Annotated in this window: 14 protein-coding genes and 1 tRNA gene; 8 read left to right on the forward strand and 7 right to left on the reverse strand. The window is 72.8% G+C overall.

Annotation, left to right across the window (positions count from 1 at the left end; all coding sequences use genetic code 11):
• Nucleotides 1-326: 326 nt before the first annotated feature.
• Nucleotides 327-1,172, forward strand: a complete 846-nt coding sequence (locus tag ACTFAP_RS08380) for a DUF1684 domain-containing protein (RefSeq protein WP_500468645.1) — start codon at nt 327-329, stop codon at nt 1,170-1,172.
• 47 nt (nt 1,173-1,219) lie between these two features.
• On the opposite strand, the gene ACTFAP_RS08385 is transcribed toward ACTFAP_RS08380, so the two are convergent.
• The 3 genes from ACTFAP_RS08385 to ACTFAP_RS08395 form a co-directional block, all read right to left on the reverse strand.
• Nucleotides 1,220-1,906, reverse strand: a complete 687-nt coding sequence (locus ACTFAP_RS08385) for an OsmC family protein (protein ID WP_500468647.1) — start codon at nt 1,904-1,906, stop codon at nt 1,220-1,222.
• A 411-nt stretch (nt 1,907-2,317) separates the two neighbouring features.
• Nucleotides 2,318-4,309, reverse strand: coding sequence for a GTPase (locus ACTFAP_RS08390; RefSeq protein ID WP_500468648.1), 1,992 nt, complete (start codon nt 4,307-4,309; stop codon nt 2,318-2,320).
• Nucleotides 4,310-4,351: 42 nt separating this feature from the next.
• Nucleotides 4,352-5,944 carry an ATP-binding protein gene (locus ACTFAP_RS08395; RefSeq protein ID WP_500469438.1) on the reverse strand — a complete coding sequence of 531 codons (1,593 nt, stop codon included), beginning with the start codon at nt 5,942-5,944 and terminating at the stop codon, nt 4,352-4,354.
• A gap of 294 nt (nt 5,945-6,238) precedes the next feature.
• Here ACTFAP_RS08395 and ACTFAP_RS08400 point away from each other — a divergent pair.
• The 4 genes from ACTFAP_RS08400 to ACTFAP_RS08415 all read left to right on the forward strand — a co-directional run bounded on the left by ACTFAP_RS08400 (nt 6,239) and on the right by ACTFAP_RS08415 (nt 9,714).
• Nucleotides 6,239-6,311 (forward strand) — tRNA-Arg (locus ACTFAP_RS08400).
• A 202-nt stretch (nt 6,312-6,513) separates the two neighbouring features.
• Nucleotides 6,514-8,415 (forward strand): heavy metal translocating P-type ATPase, encoded by a 1,902-nt coding sequence (locus ACTFAP_RS08405; RefSeq protein WP_500468650.1) that lies wholly within the window; start codon nt 6,514-6,516, stop codon nt 8,413-8,415.
• A gap of 43 nt (nt 8,416-8,458) precedes the next feature.
• Complete coding sequence (locus ACTFAP_RS08410) at nt 8,459-9,220, forward strand: RDD family protein (protein ID WP_500468651.1); 762 nt, start codon at nt 8,459-8,461, stop codon at nt 9,218-9,220.
• Between the two features lie 89 nt (nt 9,221-9,309).
• Nucleotides 9,310-9,714, forward strand: coding sequence for a hypothetical protein (locus tag ACTFAP_RS08415; RefSeq protein ID WP_495684064.1), 405 nt, complete (start codon nt 9,310-9,312; stop codon nt 9,712-9,714).
• Between the two features lie 146 nt (nt 9,715-9,860).
• Here the strand turns inward: ACTFAP_RS08415 and ACTFAP_RS08420 are convergent, their stop codons facing one another.
• Complete coding sequence (locus ACTFAP_RS08420; RefSeq protein ID WP_495684065.1) at nt 9,861-10,586, reverse strand: alpha/beta fold hydrolase; 726 nt, start codon at nt 10,584-10,586, stop codon at nt 9,861-9,863.
• 159 nt (nt 10,587-10,745) lie between these two features.
• Between ACTFAP_RS08420 and ACTFAP_RS08425 the strand changes: the two genes are divergently transcribed.
• From ACTFAP_RS08425 to ACTFAP_RS08435, 3 genes are all read left to right on the forward strand, one after another.
• The gene (locus ACTFAP_RS08425; protein ID WP_495684066.1) at nt 10,746-11,129 is read left to right on the forward strand and encodes a winged helix-turn-helix transcriptional regulator; all 384 of its coding nucleotides are present in this window, start codon (nt 10,746-10,748) and stop codon (nt 11,127-11,129) included.
• 257 nt (nt 11,130-11,386) lie between these two features.
• Nucleotides 11,387-12,346 carry a LysR family transcriptional regulator gene (locus ACTFAP_RS08430; protein WP_500468652.1) on the forward strand — a complete coding sequence of 320 codons (960 nt, stop codon included), beginning with the start codon at nt 11,387-11,389 and terminating at the stop codon, nt 12,344-12,346.
• Between the two features lie 29 nt (nt 12,347-12,375).
• Nucleotides 12,376-12,918 (forward strand): DapH/DapD/GlmU-related protein, encoded by a 543-nt coding sequence (locus ACTFAP_RS08435; protein WP_500468653.1) that lies wholly within the window; start codon nt 12,376-12,378, stop codon nt 12,916-12,918.
• Nucleotides 12,919-13,019: 101 nt separating this feature from the next.
• On the opposite strand, the gene ACTFAP_RS08440 is transcribed toward ACTFAP_RS08435, so the two are convergent.
• The 3 genes from ACTFAP_RS08440 to ACTFAP_RS08450 form a co-directional block, all read right to left on the reverse strand.
• Entirely contained in the window at nt 13,020-13,559 is a 540-nt protein-coding gene (locus ACTFAP_RS08440) for a GntR family transcriptional regulator (RefSeq protein ID WP_246156855.1), read from the reverse strand.
• 119 nt (nt 13,560-13,678) lie between these two features.
• Complete coding sequence (locus tag ACTFAP_RS08445; protein ID WP_046723437.1) at nt 13,679-13,891, reverse strand: DUF397 domain-containing protein; 213 nt, start codon at nt 13,889-13,891, stop codon at nt 13,679-13,681.
• The gene (locus ACTFAP_RS08450) at nt 13,888-14,760 is read right to left on the reverse strand and encodes a helix-turn-helix domain-containing protein (protein ID WP_500468655.1); all 873 of its coding nucleotides are present in this window, start codon (nt 14,758-14,760) and stop codon (nt 13,888-13,890) included. The genes ACTFAP_RS08445 and ACTFAP_RS08450 overlap by 4 nt, the downstream gene beginning before the upstream one ends.
• Nucleotides 14,761-14,790: the final 30 nt, after the last annotated feature.

Genomic DNA, 14,790 nt, shown 5'->3' on the forward strand with positions numbered 1-14,790 from the left:
GTGTCCCCGCCCGTAGACAGTCTTAAGCCTTCCGACGTGGAATCGTTACCTCAGAATCGCTCGGAATGGGAACATTCACGGCACCCGCCCGACCGGCCGGTCGGAGGGCCCTTCCGGGGCGCCGGGACGGTGCCGGGTGTGCTCCACCTCATTGACGTTCCGGGGCGATCCCGCGCATTCTCGTCCCCATGCGAGCGGCAGTCCTGACGTCCCGTCGGCACATCGACCTGGGGCGGGTCACCACGGCCTCCTGTACGGCCTGACGCCGGAACCCCCGGCGCCCTCCCCCCGCCCCCGTACGCCCGCTCCCCCGGCCGGAGACCCCTGTGACGACCGCGTCCGCCGCACACCCCACCGACCCCGACCCCGATCCCGCGTCGTTCGCCCGCGACTGGCGGGCCTGGCACGACGCACGCGACCGGTCCCTGGCCGCCCCTCACGGCTTCCTCGCGATCACCAGCATGCGCTGGCTGACCCCGGAGCCCACCCGGTTCGAGGACGCCCCCGGCACCTGGTCCACCGACGAGGACGGAACGGTCCTGGTCGAACTCTCCGACGGCGAAACACTCGCCGTGGACGGCGAACCCCTCCCCCGGCGGCACCGGTTCACCGGTCTCCCGGACGGCGGCAGCGTGCTGGCCACCTCCGGCGATCTCGTGGTCGAGGTGGCCCGGCGCGGCGGTCAGCCCGTGCTGCGCCCCCGGGACCCGGCCAATCCGCTGCGCACCGGCTTCTCAGGCACCCCCGTCTACGCCCCCGACCCGGGCTGGGCGCGTCCCGGCCGCTTCCTGCCGTTCGACGTTCCCCGGCCGGTGACGGTCGGCGCGGTGGTGGAGGGTCTTGAACACGTCCTGACCGCGCCGGGCGAGATCGAGTTCGCGATCGACGGCGTCACCCACCGGCTGACCGCGTTCAACGGCGGCCGGCCCGGCGCGCTGTTCGTGCTGTTCACCGACGCCACCTCGGGGGTGACCACGTACGCGGCGAACCGTTCCCTGTCGATCGCGCCGCCGGACGCCGGGGGCCGGGTGACCGTGGACTTCAACCGGGCGGTCAACCTGCCCTGCGCGTACACCGATCTGGCGACCTGCCCGCTGCCGCCCCGCGAGAACCGGCTGACGCCGGCCGTCGAGGCGGGCGAGCGGCTGCCCCGCGAACGCGGCGGCGCCTGACCGTGCGGGTCGTGGCGGGCGCCGGACAGGCGCCCGCCGCCCCGCTGTCAGACCTCGCGCGGGCTGCCGGTCAGCACCACACGCCCGCTGACCTGCTGCGGGTTGACCAGCAGGTTGTAGATCGGGCAGTTGCGCTCGACCGCCTCGTGCAGTTCACGGATGCGCTCGGGCGGCGCGGGCGAGGTGACGTGCACGGTGTAGCTGATGTTGTGCGGGTAGATCGGAGTGTCCTCGAACCCCGGCTTCCCGGCCCGGGGATCCAGGTCGGCGTCCACCTCCACCTCCAGCGAGTCCAGCGGCACCCGCAGGTCGGCGGCCTGGATCAGGAAGACGTGAGTGAGGCAGCTGGAGAGCACGCCCAGCTGGATCTCGGGCGAGGCCGGGCCCAGGTCGTACCCGGCGAAGTCCAGCGGCGAGTCGCTGAGGATCTGGTGGTGCCGGATCCGGATGCGCCGCACCCCGCTGCGCGCCTCGGCGGCGGCGCGGGCCCGCAGCCGGTTGGGCCGGGTGGGCGGGTTGGCGCGCGCGGCCTCGCGCCGGGCCAGCAGGGCGGCCCGCTTGACCTCCAGGTAGGCGCGGAGCCCGGGCTGCGGATCGGGGGCGGTGTCCAGCACGTCGGCGTCGGAGACGGCGACGCCCGTACCGGCGTCCGTACCGGCGTCGTCACCGGTGCCGGCGGGCGCGGTTATCCCGCCCCCGGCGGGCTTCCTGGCGGACTTGGGGGTGGTGGTCATGGCGGGGTGTCCTTCCGGTGACGGTTCCCGTCCCCGCCCCGGCACGGAGCACGCGGGAGCACGCGCGGACGCGGCCCGGCGTGCGGAACGCACGGGGCGGGGAGGGAGGGAATCAGAGGGCGCGCGCGAAGGCGCGAAGGTGCGCGGATCCCACGGACACCCGGGTACGTACGAACGTCACGTACCCGGGCGGGCGCGGGCCGGGCGTCGGGCGCGTCAGGCGCGACAGAGGGTGCCGGCGACCCGCAGCAGATCGATGTGCCGGCGCCGGGCGGGCGCGAAGCCGACCAGGGGACGGACGGGGGCGTCGTACGGGCGTGGCAGCACGACGGCTCCTCTCCGCGGGTCCTGTTCTTCCTGGCCGGTCGCGGCCGACGCTATGCAGGCACCTTTGCCGCGTCAAGGGCCATGTCAGCCCTCGGACATCACGGCCGGGGGGATCGGGTCCTCGGCGGAGCCGGTCGGTGAGGCGGCGATGGCGTACTGCTCGCGGACCTCCCGGTAGCGCATGAGTTCCGCCGCCACGGGCTCCAGGACGTGGCTCTGGCCCGCGTCGGCGGCGAGCCGGCGCAGCCGCCACTCCTCCTTGCGGCCCCAGCTGTGCGCCGGGCCCCTGGCGGCGAGGCGGCAGGTCCAGGCCAGCAGCGGGCCGCCGACCGAGCCGCCGAGCAGCAGTACCAGCGGCAGCCAGCGGCCGGCCACCGGGAGGCCGACGAGGGCGGCCAGCAGCCAGCTGACGCCGAGCAGTTGGGTGGCGAGCAGCAGCGCCTGCCCGAAGGCGGCCACCGACCACCAGCCGGGGCGCGGCAGTTGCAGGGCCGGGTTCGCCGGGCCGGTCGGCAGGGGGGCGGCCGGCAGGGTGCCGGGCGGCGGCTTGAGCACCGTCAGTTCGGGCTGCCGGTGGCGGGCGAACCAACGCCTGGGGCGGTCCGGCTTGTCGTTCTTCCCCCTTTTTTCTTTCCCCTCTTCTTTCTCCTGCTTCTGCCGCCGTGTCGACTTGTCGCTGTCCGCCTGCTCCGGCGGGCGGGCCAGTGAGGACTCCAGGGCGCGCGGCAGGCCCTGCGCGCCGCGCCAGGCCGCGTCGTGCACGGCGGTGGACCAGGGCAGCGGCAGCCCGCGCGAGGCGTCCTCGGCCAGCTCCCGTACCGCCTGCTCAAGTCCCGGGCGGGAGACGGCGGGGACAGGGTCGCCGGCCAGCCGGCGGGCCAGCAGCGCCGGCGGCTCGCCGCGCCGCTGGGCCTGCCGGAAGGCCATCCGGCGCGCCAGCTGCGCCCACGGCGTGCCGCACGCCCGGTCGGCTCGGCGCAGCCAGCCGCGTTCGGCGGCCTGCCCGGCGGCCTGGGCGCCGACCGCCTGGGCGAGCCGGTCCTCGAAGTCCTCCCGGGTGCGCTGGGTCAGCCCGGCGGGGCTCTCGGCCCCCTCCCCCACGTACAGCGGGCGCAGCCGCCTGGTGACCCCGTCCACGTCCGCCGTGAGCCGCTTGGCGGCGGCCGACCGGCCGCCGACCAGTTCGCCGACGAGCTGCCGCAGTTCGGGCACGCCCTGCCCGGTGAGGGCGGAGACGGCCAGCACCGCGGCGCCGGGTTCGCCGTGTTCCCCGAGCGCGACGCCGCTCTCGTCCAGCAGCCGGCGCAGATCGTCCAGCACGGCGTCCACCGCCTCGCCGGGCAGCCGGTCGGCCTGGTTGAGGACGACGATGCTCACCTCGGCGTGTCCGGCGAAGGCCCGCAGATAGCGCTCGTGGAAGAGCGCGTCGGCGTACTTCTCGGGGTCCACCACCCAGATCACGGCGTCGACCAGGCCCAGCAGCCGGTCCACCTGTTCGCGGTGGTCGGGGGCGATGGAGTCGTGGTCGGGCAGGTCGAGCAGGATCAGGCCGCGCAGCGCCGGGTCGGGCACGTGGGCGCGGCGCCGGGCGCGGACGGGAATGGCGAGACGTTCCAGCAGCCCGTCGCCGCCGCGTCCCTTGCCGGCAGGCCAGCTGCACGCGACGGCGTTGGCGGTGGTGGGGCGGCGCACCCCGGTCTCGGAGAGGTTGGCGCCGGCCATGGCGTTGAAGAGGGTGGACTTGCCGCTGCCGGTGGCGCCCGCGATGGCGACGGTGGTGTACGTCCTGGGCAGCCGGTGGCGGGCCGTCGCCTCGTCGATCACCTTGCCGGCATCGGTGAGCGCGCCGGCATCCAAGCGGGCGCGGGAGAGGCCGATCAGCTCGCGCAGGGCGCCCAGCCGGGTCTGGAGGGCGTGGTCCTCGGGTGCCTCGGCGCCGTGCGCGGGGGCGGGCACGGCGGTGGCGAGTTCGGTGGCGCGCCCGGTGGGTACGTCGTCGATGAGCGCGCGGCGGGCGATGAGGCCGTCGTCCCAGCCGTTGCCCTGGTGTTCCGCCGTCATGGTCCTCTGCGGCACCGGCGGTCTCCTTGTCGTGGATGGGATGGGGGCGGGCGGCGGTCAGGCCGCGGTGCGCAGCCGTTCCGCCTGGAGGGTGGACAGGGCGGCGATCAGCTCGACCTGGTGGCCCGCGCTGATGCCGAGGTGGTGCAGGGGGTCGCCGCGCCGGTCGCGCTCCTCGCCGAGGACCTGGTCGACGCAGTCGTTGAGCATGCCGCGGCCGTTGTCGCGCATCCGGTTGGCGGCGAGGGTGCCCAGGACGCCGGCGAGGGTGTGCTGGGCGATCTGGGCCTCCTTGCCGCCGAGCAGTCCGGCGGCGAGCAGGGCGGCGAGTTCGCCGTCGTCGCCGGTCTTGACCCGGGCGGGGCCGCCGCGTTCGCCGATGACGGGGCCGTTGTGCCCGCCGGAGGCGGCGCGCGCCTCGTCGGCCAGTTCCTCCAGGCAGCGGCGCAGCCGCCGGACGCGGATGCCGACCCGTTCGCGGACCTCTTCGGGGGTGTCGCAGCCGCCGGGCGGGGCGCCGGCCTCACGGCGCCAGGCGGCGGTGGTGTGTTCGTCGGCGGCGGCGACGGCCTCGGTGAGCAGGGCGGTGAGCGCGTCGGTGAGGGCGTCCAGGAGTTCGGAGCTGCTGGTGTCCTCGGGGAAGGCGGCCCAGTGGGCGCGGGCGGCGCCGGTGAGGACGCCGCCGGTGGTCAGGCACTGGCGTACGCGCTTGACCGACTCCTGGTAGGCGTTCTGGAGCTGCTGGTCCAGCCGGACGGCGGTGGCGTACTGGGCCGCCGCGGCGGAGGCGAGGGCGGCGACGGAACCCTTGAGCGCGGCGAGTGCGCCGGTGGCGGTGCGGGCGGCGGCGTGGGAGCGGGCGGAGGGACTCTGGGCCTGGTGGGCGAGCCATTCGCGCAGCGCGGCGACGGCGGTGCGGGGCAGCAGTCCGTTGCCGCCGCCGGCGGATTCGGGCAGTTCGGGGACGGTGAAGCGCGGGATGTCGTCGAGTCCGGCGTGTTCGAGGAGGGCGGCGTAGTGGCGGGAGACCTCGGCGGCGATCTGGTGCGGCACCCGGTCCAGGACGGTGGCCAGCGTGACGTCGTACTCCTGGGCGCTGCGCAGCAGGTGCCAGGGCAGGGCGTCGGCATAGCGGGAGGCGGTGGTGACCAGGATCCAGATGTCAGCGGCGCACAGCAGGTCGGCGGCGAGGTCGCGCTGTCCCTCGACGAGGGAGTCGATGTCGGGGGCGTCCAGCAGGGCGATGCCGGGGGGCAGGGTGCGGGTGGTCTCCATGGCGAGTGCGCCGCTGGCGCGGTCCAGCTGGGGCAGTACGCGGTCGCCGGCGAACCAGTGCCGGTCATCGGGGTGGCAGACCAGGACGGGGGTGCGGGTGGTGGGGCGCAGCACGCCGGCCTCGGTGACCGGCCGGCCGATGAGGGAGTTGACCAGGGTGGACTTGCCGGCCCCGGTGGATCCGCCGATGACGGCCAGCAGCGGGGCGTCGGGGCGGCGCAGCCTGGGCAGCAGGTATCCGTCGAGCTGGGCCAGCAGCTCCGCCCGCGAGCGCCGCGCCCGCGGGGCGCCGGGCAGCTCCAGCGGGAAGCACGCGGCAGCGAGGCGCTCCCGCAGTACGGTCAGCGCTTCGAGCAGTTCGGGCCGTGCGTCCAAGATCGCCACATGCGAAGAATGCCCAATTTCACGCGGTTTCCAAAGCATATTCGCCCGAACGCGCCCGATTCCGGGCGGCAAACCCGGCGCTGTGGCATAACGAGTGCGCAACACCCCTCGCGCGAGCCCGCGAAATCGCTGCGCGCATCGCACTCGCCTGCGATTATCGGGGCTGCTTCACTGGATCTCCACACGACGGCGTCGCCGTGAAGCATCCGGGGCGAACCTCGCGACGCTCTATCCTGTGCGTCGAGGTCAGCGAGGGCATCCGTCCCGGGCCGTGATGGAGCTCATGCCCCCGTAGCTCAGTGGATAGAGCAGGTGCCTTCTAAGCACTTGGCCGCAGGTTCGAGTCCTGCCGGGGGCGCGCGCACATCGACGGCGGGCGACCTCGGGGAGGGCGACCCGCCGTCCGCCGTGCACGGGTCCGGCCGCCCCGCGGCCGAGTGAGCACCGTACCCCTTCGAAGGCCGGTTCCCCGCGAGCCTCCCGCGCCACGGCCCGCCGCACCCGGTCAGGGTGAATCTTCACACCGCGACCGCGCCGACTCCTCTGCTATATATGAATAGGTGTTCACGTCTACGTATGTACGGCTGCCGGAGGCGCGCTGGGCGCTCGCCGCCCTGGCTCTCTTCCTTCTCGCGCTGCCCCCGCACCTCCTCGGCGCCCCCGCCTGGACCTGGGCCCCGCTGTACGCCGCCACCTACGTCTGCGGCGGCTGGGAGCCCGGCTGGGAAGGGCTCAAGGCGCTGCGCGAACGGACCCTCGACGTGGACCTGCTGATGGTCGTGGCCGCGCTCGGCGCCGCCGCCATCGGGCAGGTCCTGGACGGCGCGCTCCTCATCGTCATCTTCGCCACCTCCGGCGCCCTGGAGGCCATCGCCACCCACCGCACCGCCGAGTCCGTCCGCAGCCTGCTGGATCTCGCCCCGGCCACCGCCACCCGGCTGCTGCCCGGCGGCGCGGGCGAGGAGACCGTGCCCGCCGACACGCTCGGCATCGGCGACACCGTCCTGGTCCGCCCCGGCGAACGCGTCGGCGCCGACGGTGTGGTGACCGAGGGCGAGAGCGAGATCGACCAGGCCACCATCACCGGCGAGCCGCTGCCCGTCGCCAAGCGGCCCGGCGAGGAGGTGTTCGCCGGGACGGTCAACGGCACCGGCGCGCTGCGGGTGCGGGTCACCCGCGACCCCGCCGACTCCGTCATCGCCCGGATCGTCACCCTGGTGGAGGAGGCGTCCGGGACGAAGGCCCCCACCCAGCTGTTCATCGAGAAGATCGAACAGCGCTACTCGTGGGCGATGGTGACCGCCACCCTGGCGCTCTTCCTCATCCCGCTCTCCCTGGGCGCCACCCTCGACGACACCCTGCTGCGCGCCATGACCTTCATGATCGTGGCCTCGCCGTGCGCCGTCGTGCTGGCCACCATGCCGCCGCTGCTGTCCGCCATCGCCAACGCCGGGCGGCACGGCGTGCTCGCCAAGTCGGCCGTCGTGATGGAACGCCTCGCCCAGATCGACGCCGTCGCCCTCGACAAGACCGGCACCCTCACCGAGGGCACCCCGCGCGTCACCGACCTCCGGCCGCTGCCGGGCTCCGGACTCGACGAGGACGCCCTGCTGGCGCTGGCCGCGTCGGCGGAACACCCCAGCGAACACCCCCTCGCCCGCGCCATCACCGGCACCGCCCGCGAGCGCGGCCTGGTGCTCGCCGAGGCCACCGACTTCGCCTCCGCACCCGGCACCGGGGTCACCGCCACCGTCAAGGGCCGCGAGATCCGCGTCGGCGCCCCGGCCCGGCTCTTCCCCGGCGGTGCCACCGACCTGGAGGCGTCGGGACGTACCGCGGTGGCCGTCCTGCGGGACGGCACCCCGGTCGGGCTCATCGGTCTCGCCGACCGCCCCCGCCCCGGCGCCGCCGCCACCGTCGCCGCGCTCACCGCGTACACCGGCCGCTCCCCCGTCCTGCTCACCGGCGACAACGAGGCGGCGGCCCGGCGGCTGGCCGCCGAGGTCGGCATCACCGAGGTACGCGCCGGGCTGCTGCCGCAGGACAAGGCCGCCGCCGTACGGGAGTGGGAGCAGGCCGGACGCAAGGTGCTGCTGGTCGGCGACGGCGTGAACGACGCCCCGGCACTGGCCGCCGCCCACACCGGGGTGGCGATGGGCCGGGCCGGCTCCGACCTCGCCCTGGAGACCGCCGACGCGGTCGTGGTCCGCGACGAACTCGCCACCATCCCCGCCGTCCTGGACCTGTCCCGCCGGGCGCGGCGGCTGGTGATCCAGAACCTGGTGATCGCCGGAACGTTCATCGCCGTCCTGGTCACCTGGGATCTGGTCGGCCACCTGCCGCTCCCGCTGGGCGTGGCGGGCCACGAGGGCTCCACGGTGCTGGTCGGCCTCAACGGCCTGCGGCTGCTGCGCGAGTCCGCCTGGCGGCGGTCGGCGTCCACCCCCGAACTGAGCGCCTAGGATGCGGAGTTGATCATCACAACACCACATCTTCGGGGGAACGATGAGTCAGCCGGCCACGGAGCCACTTCCGGTCGCGGCACCCGTTCAGGCACCTGTTCAGGCACCGGTACCGGCAGCGGACCGCGCTCCGCGCACCCGTCGCCTGCTCGCCTGGCTGCTGGACTTCACGGTGATCCTCGCCGTGGCCGCGCTCCTCGGCTGGCTCACCTTCAACCGGATCAGCGCGAAACTGACCGGCGTACCGGGGCTGGTGGGCATCTCCGCCTGGCAGCTCGCCACTTCCGGTGGTGATCTGGTGGGCGCGGGCCAGGGCGTGGGTACCTCGCTGTGGCGCTCCTCGGTCCGCGCCGTGTGGCAGGGCTTCGCCGGGCTGGTGCTGTTCGCCTTCGCCTACCGCTTCGCGTCCCTGGCCCTGATGGGCCGTACACCCGGCCAGGCGCTGCTGGCCCTGCGGGTGGTGAACCGCCGCGACGGACAGCGTCCCGCCCGCTCCGCGGCGGCCGGCCGGGCGGCGGCCGGCTCCCTGGTGGACGTGGGCTGGTACGCGCTGGCCTGCTGTCTGCTGGTGGGCGGCGCGATCGGCCTGTCGGTGCTGTGCTGGATCCTCGCGGTGGCCGTGTTCCTCCTCCACGCCCTGCTCGCCCTGGCCGGTTCCCGCCGCTCCCTGGCGGACCGCCCCTCGGGCACCGTCGTCACCAGTGCCTTCCGCCTCCAGCCGGTCTGGACCCGCCTGCCGGGCACCCTGCGGCGTCGCACGCCCGACGAGGACGCGCCGCCTCCGACACCCGTCGCCGCCGCCTGACCTCCGCCTCCGCCGCCTGACCTCCCCATCACCCGCACGCCACGGCGCGCGTCCCCGGCCCGCCCGTCCGGCGGTCCTACGGTGCACGCGTGACGGCCACCGAACTGCTGCCCATCATCGCTCTCTTCTCCCTGGTCACCGTCGAATTCGGCGGTCACGCCCTGCTGCGCGTCATCACCGTGGACCGGGAGCAACTCGGCCCGGCGCGCGAACAGTTCTTCCGCGCCGGGCACGCCCACGCCGGGGTGCTGCTGATCCTGGCGCTGGCCTATTTCCTCTACTTGGACCGCACCGACTGGGGCGGCTTCCTCCAGTGGCTGTTCGGCATCATGCTGCTGGTGGGAGTGCTCGCCCAGTCCGGCGGCTTCTTCCTCCACCTGACCGCGGGCGCCCCCGAACGCACCACCGCCGGCACCACCCTGACCCGCGCCGGCGCCCTGCTCATCGCCGCAGCCCTGATCGCCCTGGCCATCGGCCTGATCCAGACCCTGTGAGTACCGTTCTCGCCGGGCGGCCGACCCGCGCCCGCTGACGGCGCGGCTGTCCGGCCGGGGCACTTCCGGGTCCGGCTGACGATGACGGTGGTGGCGGTGACGCCGTCCGCCGATGATCTGGCTCCGCCGTGCGACGGCCGATGCCGTCAAAGGCCGACCCTCAGCAGCAGCTCGCTCAGTTCCGTCGGCATGGTGATCATGCAGTCGTGCCCGGTCGGCAACTCCCACACCCGTGCCGGGGAACCATTGGGCTGCAGGGCGGGGACGGGTCGCCGGGCGATACCTTCCGGCTTCACGGCGCAGTGGATGTGCGTGCGGGAAATCGCGTCCACGGCCGGGTTGTCCAGCCGCACCGGCTGCCGCAGGCAGCGCACCGGCTGATCGGTGAGCATCGCGCGCAGCCACGCGACGTCCGCCGGGTCGGTGACCCCGAACAGACCGAAGGGCGGCGGCATCTCGGGCAGGGGCGGGATGCGCCAGCCACTGCCGGATTCCTCCGCCCTGTGGATCAGTTGCCGGGTCATGGGCTGGATGTCGATGGCCGCCTCGCCGTGTTCCGGGACCATAGCGTCCAGGTACACCATGTGCGCGATGCGTTCCGGGACATCGTTGGCGACGGACGAGATCACCAAGCCCGCGTAGCTGTGCCCCACGAGCGTCACTTCGGTCAGCTCCTCCTCGTGGAGGAGTTTGACGATGTCCTCGACGTGCGTGTCGAGCCCCACCTCGGGGCTGAGCAAGTGCGCCTTGTCCCCGTAGCCGGTCAGCGAAGGCGCGTACACGCGGTGTCCGGCCGACTCCAGCAGCGGCACCACACGATCCCAGCACCGGCCGCTGTGCCAAGCGCCATGGATCAGCAGGAATGTTGACATGAGGGAAACGATCTTCCTATCCGGGGAAGGCGAGACGGGGAAGCATCATGGTTCCGATGCGTTCCTCAGTACTCTTTGAGAACCAATGTCATCGTGGTGCACCCGCCGCGCTCCGCGCAATAAGGCACATTCCGGTGCCCCGGTTCCCTGGAGGTAACCATGAACCCAGTCGGCGGCGAGGCGCAGTCGGCCCGGCAGGAAGACCCGTGCCGCACCCGCGAAGTGCTCGACATCGTCGGTGACAAATGGGCACTGCTGGTGGTGCGCAACCTCAGCCAGGGGCCGCGCCGCTTCACCGAACTCAAGCGAGCCATCGACGGAATCAGCCAGCGCATGCTCACCGTCACCCTGCGCGACCTGGAACGGGACGGAATCCTCACGCGGACCGTCCGCAACGTCATGCCACCGCACGTCAGCTATGAACTCACTCCGATGGGCACAACCCTTCGGCAGGCCACCGCTCCCCTGCTGGAGTGGAGCGCCCTGCATCTCACACGCATCGACGCCGCACGCGCCGCGTACGACGCCCGGCCGCAGGCGTAGGAGGCCGTACGCGAACGAGCCCGCCGCCCGGTCCCGACCACGGACCGCGCCCGGGTCCGGGTCCGGCGCGCTGCGGCGGGCCGCTCCGGTCGCCATCCGACGCGCGCCGGTGGACCGGGCGTTCACGACCATCACCGTGCCGGGCCCGGCATCGCCCGCCGCGCCTGTGGCCGGCGTGTGGTGGACCCTCCGGTGATCCCGGACAACCAGCCTCCAGAGAGCCACAACCGCTGGTTGTGCGTTCCTAGCATGAGGTCGTGGACACCGAAGCACTGCGATCGTTCGTCCGGGCTGCCGAGCTCGGACAATTCCGGCACGCGGCCGATGAACTGGGCGTGACCCAGCAGGCGATCTCCAAGCGGATCGCCTACTTGGAACGCGAGCTGGAGGTCCGGCTGTTCACCCGCACCGCGCGGGGCGTCGAGCTGACGCGGGACGGCCGGACGTTCCTTCCGCACGCCCGTGATGTCGTCGCGAGCGTCGAACGCGCCCTGACCGCCGTCCGGCCGGGCGCCCGCACCCTGCGGATCGACGTACTCGGCCTGCGCACCGCACAGGCCGTCCTGCTGCACGCGTACTGGCGGTCGCGCCCCGGCAGCAAGATCGACGTGGTCACCCTCAAGGTCACCGACCCGTGGGAGGCGGTCGCCGCCGTCGCGGCCGGCGAGGTCGACGCGGCGTTCCGCTCGGTCACCGACCCCTCCGCGCTGCCACACGGCGTCCGGATGCGGCACGCCTTCGACTCCCCGGTGGAACTGCTCGTCGGCCCGAAACATCCGCTGGCCAAGGCGGCGGAACTGACCCCGTACCAACTGCGCAAGCACCGCATCTGGGTACCGGGCATCGCGCCCGGCAGCGAATGGGCGGAGTTCTACGACGAGTTGGTCACCGAGTTCGACCTGCGCATCGACGCCGCCGGGCCGCACTTCGGGGACGAGGTGCTGCTGGACGTCCTGGCGGAGTCCGGAGACGTGGCCACCCTCGTCGGCGCCCGCGACCGCTACCAGTGGCCGGCGCACCACAACCTGCGCCGCATCCCCATCGTGTCGCCGACGATCGCGTACCCGCTCTCGCTCATCCTGCCCCGCGCCAACCCGCACCCCGAACTGCGCGGAATCCTGGCTCACTTCGCCGGGCTGCCGAGGCTGCCGGAGGGGACCTGGGTCCCGTCCTGGGCGACCCGGCCGCACGACGGCGACAACCAGCCCACCACCTGACGCACCCCTTCACCGGAAAGGCCCGCCCCATGTCCAGCGACCGCCTCATGCTCGTCCGCAGCCCCGAATTCCAGGCCCACATGGACCGGGTCCAGCGGGTCACCGACCTCACCTCCCGCCTCAACGTGCTGCCCTTCGGCGACGAGGCGGGCAAGGCCGACCTGTTCGCACAGATCCTCGGCAAGCCGCTGCCCACGGGAACGGCGATCTACCCGCCGTTCTACACGGACCACGGTCTCCGCCTCGACCTGGCCGAGCGGGTGTTCATCAACCAGAACTGCACGTTCCTGGACTACGCGGGCATCCGGCTGGCCGAGGGCGTGTGGGTCGGCCCGAAGGCCACCTTCATCACCGGCGGCCACCCGGTGGACCCGGCGGAGCGGCTGCTCTACCTCACCGGTGAGCCCATCGACGTGGCGGAGAACGTCTGGATCGGCGCGGGCGCCACGATCCTGCCGGGCGTCACGATCGGCCGCGACGCGGTCATAGCCGCCGGCGCGGTCGTCGCCGACGACGTACCCCCCGCCACCCTGATCACCGGCCCGAAGGCAACCGTCCGCCGCCAGTACTGACCCTCCGGATACCCCGGAACGGGTATCGCGCCGTCGCGCCCTGATCGCCGGCGGTCAGGGGCACCGGCACCCCTCCGGGCGGAGGGCCGGTGCCCTGGCGTTCACCGACCGTCGGGGGCGTCCTGGCCGACTCTCATCTCGTAACGCAGTCGCTGCGTGGGGGCGGCGAAGACAGACACATCCACCTGGAAGGGCGCGCCCTCGCCATCCAGCGTCTGCCGCACCAGTTGCAGCACCGGGTCGCTCGGCCCCAGGCCGAGAACGGCCCGTTCGTCGTCGTCCGGCATCCGGGCCCGGACTTCTTCCCGCACCACATGGGCGGCGTGACCGAGTTCGGCGAGCAGTGCGACCGCACCGCCCTTGATCTTGCGCGCCTGCGTCAGCGCGGTCCCGCCGGCGATAGCGACGGGCCAGTACGTCCGCGTCGACTCGACCGTGCGCCCGTCGAGATGGATCAGTCGCCGCCGCTCGACCACGGCGCTGCCCTCCGGGATCCCCAGCAGGCCGGCCACCTCGGTGGACGCGGTGGCCTCCCCGGCCCGAACGATGCGCTGGGTTCCCCGACGCCCTTGGGCAGCCGCCTCCTCGGCCCATACGTCACCCCGCCCCGACGCCGCTACGTACGGCGTGGACGTATGCACCCAACCGCCACCACTCACAGGCTCCTCCTCATCAACCCCGGGCCCCAAGCCAGGTACTCAGCGCGAAGGCCCTCCCCACAGCGTGTGGGGAGGGCGTGTTCCTGCGTCGGGGCCCGAAGCTAGAGCGCCCCGTCGTTCACAGCCTGGCAGAAGGCACCCCACTGGCCGACGGGGCAGCGCAGGGTTCCTTTGGCCGGGTCCTTCGAGTCCCGGACAGCTATGCCGCCCGGCAGACCGGCGACCTCGACGCAGTGCTCCCCGCCGTTGCTGAACGACGACGTGTACCAAGCGGCGTCGCTGAGGTCGAAGGCATACAGATCGCCTATGTTCATGTCCTGTCCTTCATGGTGGTTTCGATGAGCTCCCGTGAATCGTCCACGGACAGAGCGGTCGCGACAACGCGGTCAAAGGCAGTTTCGAACACCGCCACATCGTCGGTCCCCTCCACAAAGTAACCGCCTCGGATGTTTTCGAGACTGACGACGGTCGGCCAAGGCTTCGGGAACCGCACAATCTCGAAGAGCCCCATCAGGCCGGGATGTGGGGTGGCCGTCAGTGGCATGATCTGGATGGTGATGCTGGGCAGCTCGCCCATGTCCAGCAGATTCCTGAGCTGTTCGCGCATGACGTTGGGCTGTCCAACGAAGCGCTGATGCAGGACCGCCTCATGAATCACGGCCCAGAACGTGAGTGGGCTTCCGCCCGGTCGGGCCGTCAGAATGGCCTGGCGAGCCTTACGGACTTCGGCAAGTGCGGCGACCTCCTGAGGCGGCCGAGTGATGGCGGTTGCCGCGATGATTTCACGGGCGTAGCCCGTGGTCTGTAGCAGACCCGGGACCAGGTCCGGGGAGTAAATGCGGGTGCTCTCAGCGTCCGATTCCAGCGTCAGGTGGTCCCTGTATCCGGAGGAGACGACATCTCCGTATCCCTGCCACCAGCCTTGTTTGCCGGCATCGCGAGCCAGTGCTTCCAAAGGCTCAACGACGCTGCTATCCGTCACCCCGTACAGCGCCAGCAAGGGCGCGACCGACGCGGGGGACAGCCTGGCCTTCGCGGTTTCGATCCGGGACATCTTGCTCTCGTCCCAGCCCAGCGCCGTCGCGGCGGCGCCAAGACTCATCCCGGCGGTGTTCCGGTACTTGCGGAGGGCTTCGCCGAGGCGACGCCGACGAAGGGTGGGTACTGCGCGCTGGTTCGGCATGGTGCTGTCCGACACCTCCAAGGTGCATGA

Source organism: Streptomyces sp. PH9007, from assembly GCF_059813725.1.

What these genes read in the sequence shown, in the direction of transcription:
- ACTFAP_RS08385 (WP_500468647.1), bottom strand. Translation starts at nt 1,906, where the DNA reads ATGACCACCACCCCCAAGTCCGCCAGGAAGCCCGCCGGGGGCGGGATA.
- ACTFAP_RS08410 (WP_500468651.1), top strand. Translation starts at nt 8,459, where the DNA reads ATGAGTCAGCCGGCCACGGAGCCACTTCCGGTCGCGGCACCCGTTCAG.
- ACTFAP_RS08420 (WP_495684065.1), bottom strand. Translation starts at nt 10,586, where the DNA reads ATGTCAACATTCCTGCTGATCCATGGCGCTTGGCACAGCGGCCGGTGC.
- ACTFAP_RS08425 (WP_495684066.1), top strand. Translation starts at nt 10,746, where the DNA reads ATGAACCCAGTCGGCGGCGAGGCGCAGTCGGCCCGGCAGGAAGACCCG.
- ACTFAP_RS08435 (WP_500468653.1), top strand. Translation starts at nt 12,376, where the DNA reads ATGTCCAGCGACCGCCTCATGCTCGTCCGCAGCCCCGAATTCCAGGCC.
- ACTFAP_RS08445 (WP_046723437.1), bottom strand. Translation starts at nt 13,891, where the DNA reads ATGAACATAGGCGATCTGTATGCCTTCGACCTCAGCGACGCCGCTTGG.
- ACTFAP_RS08450 (WP_500468655.1), bottom strand. Translation starts at nt 14,760, where the DNA reads ATGCCGAACCAGCGCGCAGTACCCACCCTTCGTCGGCGTCGCCTCGGC.